General features: G+C 70.7%; 11 protein-coding genes. 7 read left to right on the top strand and 4 right to left on the bottom strand.

What is annotated here, in order from left to right; genetic code table 11:
* Complete coding sequence (locus P0L94_06295) at window positions 1-1,500, top strand: hypothetical protein (GenBank protein ID WES65678.1); 1,500 nt, start codon at window positions 1-3, stop codon at window positions 1,498-1,500.
* Here P0L94_06295 and P0L94_06290 read toward each other — a convergent pair.
* A complete protein-coding gene (locus P0L94_06290; protein WES65677.1) occupies window positions 1,497-2,300 on the bottom strand; it encodes a ParA family protein in 804 nt (267 codons plus the stop codon). The genes P0L94_06295 and P0L94_06290 overlap by 4 nt on opposite strands.
* 78 nt (window positions 2,301-2,378) lie before the next feature.
* On the opposite strand from P0L94_06290, the gene P0L94_06285 reads away from it, so the two are divergent.
* The 3 genes from P0L94_06285 to P0L94_06275 are packed head-to-tail and all read left to right on the top strand — an operon-like array spanning window position 2,379 to window position 8,277.
* Window positions 2,379-5,786, top strand: coding sequence for a pyruvate carboxylase (locus tag P0L94_06285; GenBank protein WES65676.1), 3,408 nt, complete (start codon window positions 2,379-2,381; stop codon window positions 5,784-5,786).
* 59 nt (window positions 5,787-5,845) lie between these two features.
* Window positions 5,846-7,777: an AAA family ATPase gene (locus P0L94_06280; protein WES65675.1), complete on the top strand. Its 1,932-nt coding sequence runs from the start codon at window positions 5,846-5,848 to the stop codon at window positions 7,775-7,777.
* Between the two features lie 8 nt (window positions 7,778-7,785).
* Window positions 7,786-8,277, top strand: a complete 492-nt coding sequence (locus P0L94_06275; GenBank protein WES65674.1) for a peptide deformylase — start codon at window positions 7,786-7,788, stop codon at window positions 8,275-8,277.
* A gap of 64 nt (window positions 8,278-8,341) precedes the next feature.
* Here P0L94_06275 and P0L94_06270 read toward each other — a convergent pair whose 3' ends face one another.
* Window positions 8,342-10,168 (bottom strand): AMP-dependent synthetase/ligase, encoded by a 1,827-nt coding sequence (locus P0L94_06270; protein WES65673.1) that lies wholly within the window; start codon window positions 10,166-10,168, stop codon window positions 8,342-8,344.
* Window positions 10,169-10,359: 191 nt separating this feature from the next.
* Here P0L94_06270 and P0L94_06265 point away from each other — a divergent pair, with 191 nt between their 5' ends.
* The 3 genes from P0L94_06265 to P0L94_06255 are packed head-to-tail and all read left to right on the top strand — an operon-like array spanning window position 10,360 to window position 13,420.
* Entirely contained in the window at window positions 10,360-11,334 is a 975-nt protein-coding gene (locus P0L94_06265; protein ID WES65672.1) for an ROK family glucokinase, read from the top strand.
* Between the two features lie 2 nt (window positions 11,335-11,336).
* Window positions 11,337-12,029 carry a lysophospholipid acyltransferase family protein gene (locus P0L94_06260; GenBank protein ID WES65671.1) on the top strand — a complete coding sequence of 231 codons (693 nt, stop codon included), beginning with the start codon at window positions 11,337-11,339 and terminating at the stop codon, window positions 12,027-12,029.
* A gap of 53 nt (window positions 12,030-12,082) precedes the next feature.
* On the top strand, window positions 12,083-13,420 hold the full coding sequence (locus P0L94_06255; protein WES65670.1) for a 3-deoxy-7-phosphoheptulonate synthase class II: 1,338 nt from the start codon (window positions 12,083-12,085) through the stop codon (window positions 13,418-13,420).
* A gap of 33 nt (window positions 13,421-13,453) precedes the next feature.
* On the opposite strand, the gene pknB is transcribed toward P0L94_06255, so the two are convergent.
* The gene (gene pknB / locus P0L94_06250) at window positions 13,454-15,391 is read right to left on the bottom strand and encodes a Stk1 family PASTA domain-containing Ser/Thr kinase (protein WES65669.1); all 1,938 of its coding nucleotides are present in this window, start codon (window positions 15,389-15,391) and stop codon (window positions 13,454-13,456) included.
* Window positions 15,392-15,451: 60 nt separating this feature from the next.
* Entirely contained in the window at window positions 15,452-16,651 is a 1,200-nt protein-coding gene (locus P0L94_06245) for a LysM peptidoglycan-binding domain-containing protein (protein WES65668.1), read from the bottom strand.
* Window positions 16,652-16,735 lie beyond the last annotated feature (84 nt).

Genomic DNA, 16,735 nt, shown 5'->3' with positions numbered 1-16,735 from the left:
ATGCCGGAGACACCCGATCGACCGATCACCGCGTCGCGCACGTGGCTGAGGGTCCTCGAACACGTCGCCCTCGTCCTGGTCGCGATCGGGGGTCCGCTCGCCATGGCGCTGGGCTCGGCGCCCTATCTGAGCTACGACGAAGCCGCCCACGTCGACCATGCCCTGCGGATCTGGCAGGGGGAGCTCCCGGTCAGGGGGGATCCGCTGGTGCTGGGCAACGAGGTCGGGTTCAGCGCGCCCATTCAGTGGACGTGGATGCATCCGCCGTACTTCTACATCGTCCTCGCGCCGATCGTCGGGCCTCTCGTCGACGCGGGGATGGTCGTCGAAGCGGACTTCGCCGCCCGTCTGTCGATGCTTCCGCTGTCGGTGGCGATGGTCTACACGGTGCGTGCGATCGGCCGCCGGATGTTCCCGTCCGTGCCCGCCGTCGGACTCGCATCCGCCGTCGTCGTGGCGCTCGCGACGCACTTCGTCGGGATCGGCGGGGCGGTCTACAACGACAAGCCCGCCGTGCTGTTCGCGGCGCTTGCCTTCCTGTTCCTGCTGCGCTTCCTGCGTGTGCCGTCCTGGGGCAACGGCATCGGGATCGCGCTGTCGGCCGCGGCCGCCGTCGGGTCGCGCTTCGGCGTCCTGCCGATGATGCTGCTGTTCCTCGGCGTACCCGTCGTGGCGGCCCTGTTCAAGCTCCTGCCGCTCGTGCGTGCCCTGGCCGTCGCGGGCGTGGGGGTCGCGGCGATCGCGGCGCTGAACGGATGGTTCTACCTGCGCAACATCTCGATCACCGGGAACATCAGCGGCCGCCGCGGCGACGACTGGGTGATCGAGAACCTCGGCCGTGTGCGGCGGCCGCCGCTCGAGGTCGCGCTGGACCGGGGCTTCTGGTCGAAGATGCTCCAGCAGTACTCGATCGACTCCTACGCCGACCTGCCCTTCCTGCGCGACGGGACGTGGTGGACGCTCCTGCTGTTCGTGGTGCCGCTGGCAGCCGGGATAGCGCTGTGCGTCGTGGGTCTGGTCCGTCGTCCCGAGCACCGGATCGAGCGCATCCTCGTCCTCGGGACGATCCTCGCGGTCTTCGCGGGCATGGGACTCACGGTGGTGCTGTACGTCGCGGGCGGCGGCGGGTGGAACTCGCGGTACCTGTTCACGATCACGCCCTTCGCGGCGCCCCTGATGGCGCTCGCCCTGCTGCGGCCGCGGCGCGCGCCCTGGCTGTTCGCGATATGGGCCGCGATCCGGACGGTGCTCGTGGCGCTGCAGCTGCGGGCGGCCGAGCTGCGGGCCGACGGCGCCGCCGCGCCCCAGGGGGACGCGTTCCCGGTCCTCGGCTGGGGCAGCATCGGACTGCTCGGGGTCGGTGTGGTCCTGGCGCTGGTCGTCGCGTTCGCGATGACGCGCGCCGCCGAGCGTGAGACCGCCGTCGGCGAGTCGCCGGGCCAGGCTGCCGCTGGATCCCGTCCTGACGCCGCCGACGAAGCGGCCGCGCGGGAGCGCTAGGCGCGGGCCTCGCCCGGCTGGGGGATGCGGCCGGTGCGCATGACGCGGTCCAGCAGCGAATCGAAGTCGGCGGCGAGCTCCTGCGCGGAGTCGCCGGGCCAGATGTGCAGGGGCTTGGCGGCGCCCTGCGCCTGCTGCAGCGACGTGCGCTCGGGCAGCTGCGGCGACAGCACGAGCGGACCGAACATGTCGCGCAGCTCCTTGATGCGGAACTGGTGCTCGATCGACTGCGGGCGCACACGGTTGACCACGATGCCCAGCGGCTGGAGGCGGGGGGAGAGTCCGCGGCGGATCTCCTCGATGGCGCGCAGCGCCCGGTCGGCGGCGGCGACGGAGAAGAGCCCGGGCTCGGTCACGACGATGACGCGGTCCGAGGCCGCCCACGCGGTGCGCGTGAGCGCATTCAGCGACGGGGCGCAGTCGATCAGCACGAGGTCGTACTCGGGCTCGATGGTCGCGAGCGCCTCCTCGAGCTTCCACACGTCGCGCACGCTCGGGTGCGGTCCGTCGAAGTTGATGGCCGACGGGCTGCCGATCATGAGGTCGATCGTGCCGGGATGCACCTTCGTCCAGCCGGACGTCGTGATGGCCTGGCGGACGGTCTTCTCCTTGGGATTCTCCAGGACGTCCGCGACGTTCAGGCGTCCGGCGACGCCGACGTCCATTCCGGTCGAGACATCTGACTGCGGGTCGAGATCGACGACGAGAGTCCTGACGCCTCGGGCGAACGCCGCGGAGGCGAGGCCCAGCGTCACGGTCGTCTTGCCGACGCCGCCCTTGAGGGAGCTGACCGAGAGCACGTGCACAAGCCACCACGTTACCGTCCCCTAGGCTGAGAGCACACTCAGCCCGCCCCCAACGCCGTCCGCGAGGTGAGCATGTTCCGAAAGATCCTTGTTGCCAACCGTGGTGAGATCGCGATCCGCGCCTTCCGAGCCGCCTACGAGCTCGGTGCGCGCACCGTCGCCGTCTACCCCTACGAAGACCGATACTCGCTCCACCGCCTGAAAGCGGACGAGGCGTACCAGATCGGCGAGGAGGGGCATCCGGTCCGCGCCTACCTCGACGTGGACGAGATCATCCGCGTCGCGCTCGAGAGCGGCGCCGACGCGATCTACCCCGGGTACGGATTCCTGTCGGAGAATCCCGACCTCGCCGCGAAGGCCGCTGCGCACGGCATCGCCTTCATCGGCCCGGCATCGAGCGTGCTCGAGATGGCCGGCAACAAGGTCACCGCCAAGCAGCACGCGATCGCCGCGGGCGTTCCGGTGCTGCGCTCGACCGAGGCCTCCGACGACGTCGACGCGCTGGTGGCGCAGGCCGACGACATCGGGTTCCCGATCTTCGTCAAGGCCGTCGCCGGCGGCGGCGGGCGCGGCATGCGCCGCGTCGAGCTGAAGGCAGAGCTGCCCCCGGCCCTGGCCGAGGCGATGCGAGAGGCCGACAGCGCCTTCGGCGACCCGCGCGTGTTCCTCGAGCAGGCCGTGCAGCGTCCCCGACACGTCGAGGTGCAGGTGCTCGCCGACAAGGCCGGCGAGACCATCCACCTCTTCGAGCGCGACTGCTCGGTGCAGCGGCGCCACCAGAAGGTCATCGAGATCGCGCCGGCGCAGAACCTGTCCGACGACATCCGCGAGGACCTGCACCGCTACGCCATCGCGTTCGCGAAGTCGATCGGCTACGAGAACGCCGGGACGGTGGAGTTCCTGCTCGAGACGGCGGGGCCGCGCACCGGCGAGGTCGTCTTCATCGAGATGAACCCGCGCATCCAGGTCGAGCACACCGTGACCGAGGAGGTCACCGACGTCGACCTCGTGCAGTCGCAGATGCGCATCGCCGCCGGCCAGACCCTCGCCGAGCTCGGGCTCGCGCAGGAGAACATCCGCCTCCGCGGTGCCGCCCTGCAGTGCCGCATCACCACCGAGGACCCGACGCAGGGCTTCCGCCCCGACACCGGCAAGATCACGACCTACCGGTCGCCGGGCGGGGCGGGCATCCGCCTGGACGGCGGCACGACGGCCGCAGGTTCGCAGATCAGCCCGCACTTCGACTCGATGCTCGCGAAGCTCACGTGCCGCGGGCGCGACTTCCACGCCGCCGTGCTGCGCGCCCGACGCGCGCTGGCGGAGTTCCGCATCCGCGGTGTGTCCACCAACATCCCGTTCCTGCAGGCCGTCCTCGACGACGACGCCTTCGTCGCGGGCGACATCTCCACGTCCTTCATCGACGAGCGCCCCGAGCTGCTCGCCGGACGCGAGTCCAAGGACCGCGGCACGAAGATCCTCAACTGGCTCGTGGACGCGACCGTCAACAAGCCGCACGGCGAGAACCCGGTCACGATCGACCCGCGCGAGAAGCTGCCGAAGATCGACCTGCTGAGCGAGCCCCCGGCCGGCTCGCGCCAGAAGCTCCTCGAGCTGGGACCCGCCGGCTTCGCCAAGAGCCTGCGCGAGCAGACCGCCCTCGCCGTCACCGAGACGACGTTCCGCGACGCGCACCAGTCGCTGCTGGCGACGCGCGTGCGCACGAAGGACCTCGTCGCCGTCGCGCCGTACGTCGCCCGCATGACGCCCCAGCTGCTGTCGGTCGAGGCCTGGGGCGGGGCGACGTACGACGTCGCGCTGCGCTTCCTCGGCGAGGACCCGTGGGAGCGCCTCGACAAGCTGCGCGAGGCGCTGCCGAATGTCGCGATCCAGATGCTGCTGCGCGGACGCAACACGGTCGGCTACACGCCGTACCCGACCGAGGTCACGGATGCCTTCGTGCACGAGGCCGCCGCGAGCGGCGTCGACATCTTCCGCATCTTCGACGCGCTCAACGATGTGTCGCAGATGCGGCCGGCGATCGACGCGGTGCTGAAGACCGGCACCGCCGTCGCCGAGGTCGCCGTCTGCTACACCGGCGACCTGCTGAGCCCCGACGAGGACCTCTACACGCTGGATTACTACCTGCGCCTGGCCGACCAGATCGTCGAGGCGGGGGCCCACGTGCTGGCGATCAAGGACATGGCGGGCCTGCTGCGCCCGGCCGCCGCGGCGAAGCTCGTCGCGGCGCTGCGCGAGCGGTTCGACCTGCCGGTGCACGTCCACACGCACGACACCGCCGGCGGGCAGCTCGCGACGCTGCTGGCCGCCTCGGCCGCAGGCGCCGACGCCGTGGACGCGGCATCCGCCCCCATGTCGGGCACCACGAGCCAGCCGTCGCTGTCGTCGCTGGTGGCGGCGCTGTCGAACACCGAGCGCGACACCGGACTCGACCTGGGCGCCGTGTCGGACCTCGAGCCGTACTGGGAGGCCGTGCGCCACATGTACCGGCCGTTCGAATCGGGTCTTCCCGGACCCACCGGACGCGTGTACCACCACGAGATCCCCGGCGGCCAGCTGTCGAACCTGCGCCAGCAGGCGATCGCGCTGGGCCTCGCCGAGGACTTCGAGCTCATCGAGGACATGTACGCCGCGGCGAACCGCATCCTCGGCCGTGTGCCGAAGGTCACCCCCTCGTCGAAGGTCGTGGGCGACCTCGCTCTGCACCTCGCGGCCGTCAAGGCCGACCCCGCCGACTTCGAGGAGAACCCCCACAAGTACGACGTGCCCGACTCGGTCGTCGGCTTCATGGCCGGCGAGCTCGGGGACCTCCCCGGCGGCTGGCCCGAGCCCTTCCGCTCGAAGGTGCTCGAGGGTCGCACGGTCGACATCGCGGTCACCCCGATCACCGAGGACGAGAGCACTGCGCTCTCGGGAGACGCCGCGTCGCGCCGCGACATGCTCAACCGGCTGCTCTTCCCGGCGCCCACGCGGTCGTTCCACGAGGCCCGCGAGGCATTCGGGGACCTGAGCGTCCTCGACACCGTCGACTACCTGTACGGACTGGGCGTCGGCTCAGAGCACGTCGTCGAGATCGAGCGCGGCGTGCAGCTGTTCGTGGGTCTCGAGGCCATCGGCGAAGCCGACGACAAGGGCATGCGCACCGTCATGACGACCCTCAACGGGCAGCTTCGCCCGGTGTTCGTGCGCGACCGCAGCATCACGGTCGAGTCGCACCACGCCGAGAAGGCGGACACGACGATCCCGGGCCAGGTCCCCGCGCCGTTCTCGGGCGTCGTGACGCTCAAGTCCGCGGTCGGCGACACGGTCACGGCCGGCCAGCCGATCGCGTCGATCGAGGCCATGAAGATGGAGGCGGCCATCACCGCACCCGTCGACGGCGTCATCGAGCGCGTCGCGATCGCCGGCACGCAGCAGGTGGAGGCGGGCGATCTTTTGGTCGTGATACGTCCCGCACAGTAGCCTGTACGGCGGCCTTCACCTCGTGATGCGCGCCCGTCGAACATTTGGAGACTCCCGCTTTGACGCCTGACCACCCCGACAACCGCCCCGACGACGAGATCGAGAACGGCGTGCTCGCCGACACCGCGGGCGTCGACACCACCTCGATCGGGTTCCTCGGCGGCGGCGCCGGTCTCAGCGTCTCGATCCCGGGCGAGGCCGACCACGACCTCGATGACGACGACGACGTGATCGGCGACGAGATGCCCTACGCCGACGACGGGTCGACGCCGGCGGTGGACGAGCCCGCCGTCGAGGCGTCGATCGAACCCGACGACGACGGTGCCGACGACGCCGCGTCCGTGTGGACCCCCGGGGAGGATGCCCCCGCGCCGGACGCGTACGACGAGTCTGTCCCCGCGCCGGACGCGTACGACGAGGCCGCGATGGGGGAGCACCAGCCGGAGCCGGCGGTGGCCGAGGCCCCCGCGGACGCCGACGGCCTCGACGGCACCTTCGCGGACGCCGGCGAGCCCGACGACGCCTCTCTCGGCGTCGCCGACGAGCCCGAGCCCTCGGCCTCCGCTCCCGAGCAGTCCGAGCCGGAGCCGGCGGGCGAGGAGCCGCTGGACGTCCACGTGCTCGCTCAGCGGTGGCTGCAGGGCGGTTCGACGTGGGCCGAGGCCGAGATCGTCGAGACCACGGGCGAAGTGCCGGTGGCAGCGGATGCTCCGGCGCCGTACGCTGACGAAGACATCACGGATGCGGTCGAGGTCGTCGACACGGGGGAGCACGACGCGATGCCCGAGGTCGCCGAGCCGGCCGACTCCGCCGATACGATCGCGCACGCCGCGCCGATCGAGGCCGAGGAGACCGAAGTGACCGAAGAGCCGACGCCCACGGCGCCCGAGCCCGACGAGACCGCCGCACCCCGGGCGACCACGCGCCGCGAGGCGCACACCGGCGCCATCGCGCCGCAGCCCGCGCGCTCGGTCGAGCGCGTCGTGACGCCGCGCCCGGAGGTCGCGCTGACCTCGAAGCGCCTGGGGGAGTTCGAGGCCGACCGTGAGACCGCGGACCTGCTGACGGCCGATCGTCTGCTCGACCCGGCGCACGCTGCGCGGCCCGAGCCCGAGGGTGCATGGCAGCACTTCGTGTACCGCCTGAGCGGCCACCGCATCAACCTCGGCGACAGCAAGCGCGCCCGCGCCCGCAAGGAGCTCGACCGCCGCATCGCCGGCCCGCTGACCGGCGGCGCCCGGTTCGTCCCGGTGCTCTCGCGCAAGGGCGGCGTCGGCAAGACCACCGTCACCACGCTGCTGGGCATGGCCCTCGCCGACGCCCGCGACGACCGCGTCATCGCCATCGACGCCAACCCCGACCGCGGCACGCTGTCGGAGCGCATCACGCGCGCGAGCGGCAAGACGGTCCGCGACCTGGCGAAGGTGCGCGGCGAGGTCGTCGGCTACAACGACCTGTCGTCGATCGTGGCGCGCGACGAGACCCGCCTGGACGTCATCGCCTCGGATTCCGACCCGCGGGTCGCCGAGGCGTTCAGCGACGACGACTACGACGGCGTCGCCTCGCTCGCGGCGCACTACTACTCGCTCGTGCTCACCGACACCGGAACCGGCATCGTCCACTCCGTCATGGAGGCGACGCTCGCACGCGCCGATCAGCTCGTCATCGTCGCCGGACTCAGCGTCGACGAGGCGCGTCTGGCGTCCGAGACGCTGACGTGGCTCGAGACGAACGGCTACGGCGAGTTGGCCCGTCGCTCGGTCGTCGTGCTCAACAACTCCCGGCCCGGTCAGACGCTGGTGCGGCTCGACGAGCTCGAGGGGCACTTCCGCAGCCGCGTGCGCGCGGTGGTGCGGATGCCGTACGACGCGCACATCGCCGCCGGCAGCGCGATCACGTTCCGCGACCTCTCGCCGGCGACACGCGAGGCCGCCCGCGAGATGGCCGCCGTCGTGGTCGAGGGTCTGCGACTCATGGCCACGGCCGCGTAGGCCCCGCCATGGCAGTACGCTCCATCCGCCTCTTCGGCGACCCCGTCCTGCGCGCCCCGAGCGCGCCCATCGACGACATCGACGATGGGGTCCGCGCGCTCGTACAGGATCTCCTCGACACCGTCGAGCTGCCCGGGCGCGCCGGTGTCGCGGCGCCGCAGATCGGGGTGAACCTGCGCGCGTTCAGCTACAACATCGACGGCGACATCGGCTACGTCCTCAACCCCGTCGTCACCGAGGTCCGCGGCGAGCCGACCCCCACCGGCGAGGGGTGCCTGTCGGTCCCCGGACTGTGGCACGACGCGCTGCGGTATCCGTGGGCGAAGGTCGTCGGAATCGACGTCGACGGGAACGAGGTCGTGCTCGAGGGGGAGGGTCTCATGGCCCAGGCGCTCCAGCACGAGACCGACCACCTCGACGGCATGCTGTACCTGAGCCGTCTCAGCCCCGAGGACCGCCGTGCGGCGATGAAAGAGGTCCGCGAGTCGGACTGGTTCTGACACCGGCACCGCGACGACGAAGCCCCGGACCCTCACGGGCCCGGGGCTTGCGGCATCCGCTCCCTTACGGGATCGAGACGTTGGTCGTGCTCACCGGAGCGTTGTAGATCTCGTCGATCTCGGCGGCGAAATCGGTCAGGATCACGTTGCGCTTGATGCTCATCTTCGGCGTCAGGTGGCCGCTGGCCTCGGTCCACTCGGTGGGGAGGATCGTGAACTTGCGGACCGACTCGGCTCGCGAGACGTGCTTGTTCGCCCGGTCGACGGCGCGCTGCACCTCGGCGATCACCGCGGGGTGCTTCGCCGCCTCGGCGAGCGGCATGTCGGCCGACAGGTGCTGGTTCGCCAGCCACGTCGGCAGCATCTCGGAGTCGAGCGTGATGAGGGCCGAGATGAACGGCTTCTGGTCGCCCACGACGACCACCTGGCTGATGATGGGATCGGCGCGCATCGGGTCCTCGAGCGCGGCCGGCGCGACGTTCTTGCCGCCCGCGGTGACGATGATCTCCTTCTTGCGTCCGGTGATGCGCAGGAAGCCGTCGTCGTCGAACGCGCCGACGTCGCCGGTCTTGAACCAGCCGTCGTCGAAGGCCTCAGCCGTCGCCTCGGGGTTGCGCCAGTACTCGCGGAAGACGTTGATGCCGCGCACCTGGATCTCGCCGTCCTCGTCCAGACGGATGCCGACGCCCGGCAGCGCCGGTCCGACCGTGCCGATCTTCGACTTGTGCGCGAGGTTCACCGTCGCCGGCGCCGTCGTCTCGGTCAGCCCGTAGCCTTCGAGGATCGTGATGCCGAGGCTGTGGAAGAAGTGGCCGAGGCGCTCGCCGAGCGGCGCCGAGCCCGAGACCGCGTACTTCACGCGGCCGCCCATCGCCTCGCGCAGCTTGCTGAAGACGAGCTTGTCGAACAGCGCGAACTTGATCTTGGTGAAGAAGGGGACCTTCTTGCCGGCCTCCTGCAGCGCCGAGACCTCGATCGCGGTGTGCGCGGCGGCGCGGAAGATCTTGCCCTTGCCGCCGGCCTCGGCCTTCTGCTCGGCCGAGTTGTACACCTTCTCGAACACGCGGGGCACGGCCAGGAGGAACGTGGGCTTGAACGACCCGAGTGCCGGCAGCAGCTGCTTCGTGTCGGGCTGGTGCCCCGTCTTGACACCGGAGTGGATCGAGAGGATCGAGATGAAGCGCGCGAAGATGTGCGCCGTCGTGATGAACAGCAGCGTCGACGCACCCGGCATCCCCACGACCTCGGCGAGGGCCTTCGCGGAGTTGCGCGACAGCTCGACGAAGTTGCCGTGCGTCAGCACGCAGCCCTTGGGGCGTCCGGTCGAACCCGACGTGTAGATGAGGGTCGCGATGTCGGCCCCGTTCGCCAGCTGGCGGCGGCGCTCGATCTCGGCGTCCTCGACGTCGGCGCCCTTGGTCTTGAGCTCGTCGAGATCGCCGGCGTGCATCTCCCACACGCTGCCGACGAGGGGCAGCTCGTCACGGACGGCGGCGAGACGCTCGGAGTGGTCGTGCGTCTCGGTGATGCACGCCACGGCGCCGGAGTCCGACAGGATCCACTGGATCTGCGCGGAGGAGCTGGTCTCGTAGATGGGCACCATCACGGCGCCGGCATAGAACAGCGCGAAGTCCACGAGCGTCCAGTCGTAGGTGGTGCGGGCGATGAAGCCGACCTTGTCGCCGGGCGTCAGGCCGCCCGCGACGAAGCCCTTGGCCAGGGCGATCACCTGCCGCTGGAACTCGGCTGCGCTGACGTCGCGCCAGCCCGCTCCGTCGGGAACGGCGAACAAGGCCAGATCCGGGGTGATGCGGACCCGCTCGACGAGCAGGTCGGCGACATTCGCCTCCGCATCCGCGGGGACGATGGCAGGGACTTCGAATTGGATCACGGCAACTCCTTCGGTACCGGTCAAGGCGGGGGTGCGACTCGGTACATTCTAGTCCAGCACGGGCGGAACCGCCGCGGAGCATCGCGAGATGCAGTATCAGATGTTCTGAGAGCGAGTCTCATCCGTGCGCAGCGCGCGCACGGATGCTACAGCGGCACCCCTCGGCGCGGACCCGTCCGCCACTAGACTTCATGGCGGCCACCGCACTTGCGGTGGCGGGAAGGAGCGCCGTGCTGAAGGTCGGCATCGACATCGGCGGAACCAAGATCGCCGGCGGCGTCGTCGACGACGCCGGCCGCATCATCGAGAAGCTGCGGGTCGACACTCCCGCCGACACCGGTGCGCTGGCCAATGCCGTCGTGGACATGATCCGCCACCTGCGCGATCGCCACCGCATCGTGGCCGCCGGAGTCGCGGCGGCCGGCTTCATCGACCAGGATCGCGCGGTGGTCATCCACGCTCCGAACATCGCGTGGCGCAACGAACCCCTCAAGCAGACCTTCGAAGACGCGCTCGAGATGCCCGTCGCGATCGAGAACGACGCCAACGCCGCCGGCTGGGCGGAGTTCCGGTTCGGCGCCGGCCGCGACGTCGACCACATGATCATGCTCACGATGGGCACCGGCGTCGGCGGCGCGGTCGTGCTCGACGGCAAGCTGTACCGCGGCGGGCACGGGATCGCCGGCGAACTCGGTCACGTGCGCTTCGAGCGCGGCGGTCGCCTGTGCGGCTGCGGTCAGAACGGATGCCTCGAGCAGTATGCATCCGGCCGCGCGCTCCAGCGCGAAGCGAACGCCATCGCCGACGGCGGCGGCATCGGCGAGGGGCTGGCGCAGCTGCGCGCCGAGAAGGGGTCGATCTCCGGCCCGGCCGTGTCCCGGCTGGTGCTGGCGGGCGACGAGGGGGCCATCGAGGCTCTGCGGCGCGTGGCGACGGCTCTCGGCGAGGCGTGCGGCGGGTTCCAGGCGGCGTTCGACCCCGAGCTCTTCGTCATCGGCGGGGGAGTCGCACAACTCGGGGAGGATCTGCTGTCGCCGATGCGGCTCGCCTACGAGACGTCGCTCCCCGGGTACGGGGACCGCCCCGTGGCCGACTTCGCGATCGCGCGGCTCGGCAACGATGCGGGGCTGATCGGTGCCGCGGACCTGGCGGCCTCGGAGGCCTGACGATGTTCTACTGGCTGATGAAGTACATCGTCATCGGACCGCTGGTGAAGGCGATCTTCCGTCCCTGGATCGTGGGTCGTCGCAACGTCCCGATGAACGGGGGAGCGATCCTCGCGAGCAACCACCTGTCGTTCGTGGACTCCATCATCCTGCCGCTCCTGATCGACCGGCCGATGTCGTTCCTCGCCAAGAGCGACTACTTCACCGGTCGCGGCCTCAAGGGCTGGGCGACCCGCATGTTCTTCAAGGGCACCGGGCAGATCCCCATCGACCGCTCCGGCGGCAAGGCTTCCGAGGCCTCGCTCAACACCGGTCTGCAGGTCCTCGGCCGCGGCGATCTGCTCGGGATCTACCCCGAGGGGACGCGGAGCCCCGACGGCAAGCTCTACCGCGGCCGCACCGGCATCGCGCGCATGGCGCTCGAAGCGCACGTGCCGGTCGTGCCGGTCGTCATGGTCGACACCGACACGATGATGCCGATCGGACGGCGCGTTCCCAGCATCGTGCGCGTCGGGGTCGTGATCGGCGAGCCTCTGGACTTCTCCCGGTTCGCCGGCATGGAGTCCGACCGCTACATCCTGCGGTCGATCACCGACGAGATCATGGTCGCCCTGCAGCGCCTCGGGGAGCAGGACTACGAGGACGTCTACGCCTCGACGGTGAAGGACCGACTCAAGACGAAGACCGCGGCGTAGCGGGGGCCGTCATGCGGCGTCGGGAGCGTGTCCGGCGCGGATAGACTGATCGGATGCAACAGCTGCTCGACGCGCTCGACCACTGGCGGACACTGCCCATCAAGCAGCAGCCCGAGTGGCCCGACCCGGAGGCCGTGGCCGCGGCATCCGCAGAGATCGCCACCCTCCCGCCCCTCGTCTTCGCCGGTGAAGTCGACAACCTGCGCGATCGCCTGGCGCGGGCCGCCTCCGGGCGAGCCTTCCTGCTCCAGGGCGGCGACTGCGCCGAGACCTTCGCCGGCGCCACCGCCGAGAAGATCCGCAACCGGATCAAGACGGTCCTGCAGATGGCCGTCGTGCTCACGTACGGCGCCTCGATGCCTGTGGTGAAGATGGGCCGTATGGCCGGCCAGTTCGCCAAGCCCCGTTCGAGCAACACCGAGACGCGCGGCGACGTGACGCTCCCGGCATACCGGGGCGACATCGTCAACGGCTACGACTTCACCGAGGGCTCCCGTGCCGCCGATCCGAACCGCCTGCTGAAGGCGTACCACACGTCGGCGTCGACCCTGAACCTCATCCGCGCCTTCACGCAGGGCGGATTCGCCGACCTGCGCGAGGTGCACTCGTGGAACAAGGGCTTCGCGCAGAACCCGGCCAACCAGCGGTACGAGCGTCTCGCGGGCGAGATCGACCGCGCCATCAAGTTCATGGAGGCGGCCGGCGCCGACTTCGACGAGCTGCGCGGCGTGGAGTTCTACACCGGTCACGAGGGCCTGCTGATGGACTACGAGGGACCCATGACGCGCATCGACTCGCGCACCGGGACGCCCTACAACACGTCCGGCCACTTCCTGTGGATCGGCGAGCGCACGCGCGACCTCGACGGCGCGCACGTGGACTACTTCTCGAAGATCCGCAACCCCATCGGTGTCAAGCTCGGGCCCACCACGACGCCCGAGACGGCGCTGGCGCTGATCGACAAGCTCGACCCGGAGCGCGAGCCCGGTCGCCTGACGTTCATCACGCGCATGGGCTCGTCGAAGATCCGCGACGCCCTGCCCCCGCTCCTCGAGGCCGTGAAGGACTCGGGCGCGACGCCGCTGTGGGTCACCGACCCGATGCACGGCAACGGCATCACGTCGCAGACCGGCTACAAGACGCGCCGCTTCGACGACGTGATCGACGAGGTCCGTGGGTTCTTCGAGGCGCACCGCGCGGTCGGCACGTTCCCCGGCGGCATCCACGTCGAGCTGACCGGCGACGACGTCACGGAGTGCCTGGGCGGTTCCGAGATGATCGACGAAGCGGGCCTCGCCACGCGCTACGAGTCGCTGTGCGACCCGCGCCTGAACCACATGCAGTCGCTGGAGCTGGCCTTCCTGGTCGCCGAGGAGCTCGAGAAGCGCTGACGCCGGGCCGGTGCGGTCGCGGCCGCGCCGGCGTCAGGAGAGCTCGAAGCCGGTGATCGCGACCTGGGAGCCGGGGGTCAGGAACGCGCCGGGTGCGGGGTCGGTCGCGGTGACGTCGTAGAGGCCCCAGAAGATCTGCAGGGGGAGCGCGTCGGTGCTGACGGTGAATCCGGCGTCGCGCAGCTCGTTGACCGCGTCGACGATGCTGTCGCCGACGACATCCGGCACCTCGATGGGCGCGGGTCCGCTCGAGACCACGAGCGTCACGGTGTCTCCCGGCTCCCACCAGCCCGACTCGGTCCGGTCGTTCATGCGGATAACCGATCCGGCGTCGACGGTGCTGCTGTACTCCTGGGGAAGATCGCCGGCGACGCTCAGCCCCACGCCCTCGAGCGTCGCGGTGGCGTCGTCGAGCGTCTGACCGGCCACGTCGGGAACCTCGCCGAGCGAGAGCCACAGCGTCGCGGTGTCGCCCTCGTAGGCGTTGCAGCCGTCGCCGCACCCGTACTCCTCGCCGCCGTCGCGCGGATGGATCAGCACGCCCGCGACCCGGCCCTCGGCGTACCCCGTGAAGAAGTCGCGCGTGCCCTCGACCGTGACGCCCAGGTCGGCGAGCATGGCGGTGACATCGTCCTCGGGCTCGCCGCGCGACGCCGCGATCGTGACCTGTGCGGGGCCGAGCGACACGAACACCGTGATGGTCGCGTCCCGCTCGACACGGTCTCCCGCACCGGGCTGGGTCTCGATCGCGATCCCGGACTCCACGTCGACGCTGTTGCGTCCCGCCTGCACGGCGACCAGGCCCTCGTCCGCGAGTGCCGTCTCGGCCTCCTCGAACGTCATCCCGTCGACGGCGGGGACGGCTACGAGCGACCCGGGTCCCGAACCGAACCACCAGCCGACGCCCGCCGCGGCGGCTGCGAGCACCAGCACCAGGGCGATGATCCACCCGCCTCGCCCCGACCTGCGGCGCGTGGCGCGACGCAGGCGCCCGGCGTTGTCGCTCTCCTGGTCGGTGACGATGGGGCCGGTGGGGGTCAGCGGCATGACTGCGGTGAGCTCGTCGGTGGCGCTGCCCTCGGTCACCACGCCGATCGGCCCGGTGCGGGCGACCTGGGGCGAGATCCCGAGCTCGCTCTCGATCTCGCGCAGGCGGCGCAGCATCTCGCGCGCGTCGGACGGGCGATCCTCGGGCTGCTTCTCCGTCGCCCACAGCACCAGCTCGTCGACCTGCTCGGGCACCGCCGGGTTCTTCACGCTCGGGCGCGGAACCGAGTCGGTGGCGTGCTGATAGGCGATCTGCATCGGCTGCTCGCCCTTGTACGGCTGCTCGCCGACGAGCATCTCGTACAGCATGATGCCGAGCGCGTAGATGTCGCTGCGCGCGTCGGCGGTGCCGCGTGTGACGAGCTCCGGTGCGAGGTAGGCGATGGTGCCGAGCAGCTGCGCGCCGGTCGCGGTGTTCGCGCTCGTGGCGCGGGCGAGGCCGAAGTCACCGATCTTCACGCGGCCGTCCTCGGCCAGCAGCACGTTCTCGGGCTTGACGTCGCGATGGACGATGCCCGACCGGTGGGCTGCGGCGAGGCCGGAGACGACGGCGTCCATGATCGAGATCGCCTGCGGGACGGTCAGCCGCTTCTGCTCGCGCAGCAGCTCGCGCAGCGTGATGCCGGGGAGGTACTCCATCACGAGGTAGGCGACCTCGCCGTCCTGGCCCTGGTCGAACACGTTCACCACATGCGGGTCGGCCAGGCGGGCTGCGGCGCGGGCCTCCTGGATGAACCGGCTCTGGAACACGCTGTCGTCGCTGAGGTGGCCGTGCATGACCTTGAGCGCGATGCGACGCTCGAGCCGCAGGTCCGTCGCGACGTATACCGTCGCCATGCCTCCACGGGCGATGCGGGCACGCACCCGGTACCGGCCGTCGACCAGACGGCCGATCAGCGGGTCGGTCTGCTGGCTCGTGCTCACGCTCCGAGTTTACGGACGTCGGGCCCCGTGCCCGTCCAACGCCTCACCGGGCGGCCCCGATCAGTCCAGGGCGGCGAGCCACGCGTAGGCCGGCTTCTCCCAGCGCGCGTAGCGGTCGGGGTAGGCGGAGATCTGCACGGCCTGGGCCGCGTCGGCGAAGCTCATGCCCTGCCAGCCCGCCACGTCGAGCAGTCCGCGCGTGCGCGATCCGTTGGGATCGCCCGCGCCGCCGTAGAAGGCGCGGATCGCGCGATCGCGGTTGCGGACCTGCTCGGCGGTGCCCCAGCCGGTGCTCGGTCGCTGCTGGAACAGCCCGAGCGAATCGCGGTCGCCCCAATCGAGGTTGCGGATCCAGGACTCCTGCATCGCTGTGCCGAGCGCGATCGCGATGCCCTTGTCGGGCACGCCGAGTTCGCGGCCGATCCGCACGATGAGGCGCGCATTGTCGATCTGCTCGGCATCGAGCCCGTCCAGCCCGGCGCGCGGGATCGTGATCTTCTGCCCGGCGTAGATGATCGACGACCAGCCGAGGCCGTTGGCGCTCAGAACGCCGGCGACCGAGACACCGTGCCGTGCGGCGATCGCGCTGATCGTGTCGCCGGCCCGGACGGTGTAGCTGCTGCCGCCGGATGACGCCGGAGCGGCCGAACCGCCCGACGAGGGCTGGGCGGCCGAGCTCGAACCCGACGACGAGGATGCCGGGCTGCTCGTCGATCCCGGAATGGTGAGCTTCTGGCCGGGGTAGATGATCGAGGACCACGACAGCCTGTTGGCCTTCAGGACGGCCGACGTCGACAGCTTGTGCCGCGAGGCGATCGCGCTGACGGTGTCGCCGGCGCGCACCGTGTAGGTCGTGGACGAAGGAGTCGACGACGGCTTGCCGGCCGCGGCCGGCGCCGAACCGCCGGAGGCGGTGAGCTTGAGGACCTGGCCCGGGTAGATGATCGAACGCCACGAGAGGCCGTTCAGGGCGAGCACGTCCGTGGTGCGCAGCCCGAAGCGCGAGGCGATGGCGCTGACGGTGTCGCCGGCGCGCACGGTGTAGCTCGCCGGAACGGCCGCGGCCGTGGGCGCGACCGGGGTCGTCGTCTGCGGAGCGCGGTCCGGGAGAGCTCTGAGCGTGCGGGGCGCGCTCGCGCCGCTGTCGGCGTGCGCCGCCGGTGCCGAGGCGAGGGTGAGGGCGATCGACCCCACGACGGCGGGCACGCCCATCATCACCGGCGCGGTGCGGAGTCGAGTGTCGCGGCTGTCGCGTCGCAAGAGATCCCCCCTCTATGGACTGCCAGTACCGTGTCACGGAAGTCATCTCGTGTCAACCCGTGATATTGGTGCGACGGATGTTAC

Source organism: Microbacter sp. GSS18, from assembly GCA_029319145.1.
GTDB lineage: Bacteria > Actinomycetota > Actinomycetes > Actinomycetales > Microbacteriaceae > Microbacterium.
The sequence above is the reverse complement of the archived record's forward strand: the minus strand, read 5'-3'. Positions and strand labels throughout refer to the sequence as shown.

What these genes read in the sequence shown, in the direction of transcription:
- P0L94_06295 (WES65678.1), top strand. Translation starts at nt 1, where the DNA reads ATGCCGGAGACACCCGATCGACCGATCACCGCGTCGCGCACGTGGCTG.
- P0L94_06285 (WES65676.1), top strand. Translation starts at nt 2,379, where the DNA reads ATGTTCCGAAAGATCCTTGTTGCCAACCGTGGTGAGATCGCGATCCGC.
- P0L94_06275 (WES65674.1), top strand. Translation starts at nt 7,786, where the DNA reads ATGGCAGTACGCTCCATCCGCCTCTTCGGCGACCCCGTCCTGCGCGCC.
- P0L94_06265 (WES65672.1), top strand. Translation starts at nt 10,360, where the DNA reads ATGGCGGCCACCGCACTTGCGGTGGCGGGAAGGAGCGCCGTGCTGAAG.
- P0L94_06260 (WES65671.1), top strand. Translation starts at nt 11,337, where the DNA reads ATGTTCTACTGGCTGATGAAGTACATCGTCATCGGACCGCTGGTGAAG.
- P0L94_06255 (WES65670.1), top strand. Translation starts at nt 12,083, where the DNA reads ATGCAACAGCTGCTCGACGCGCTCGACCACTGGCGGACACTGCCCATC.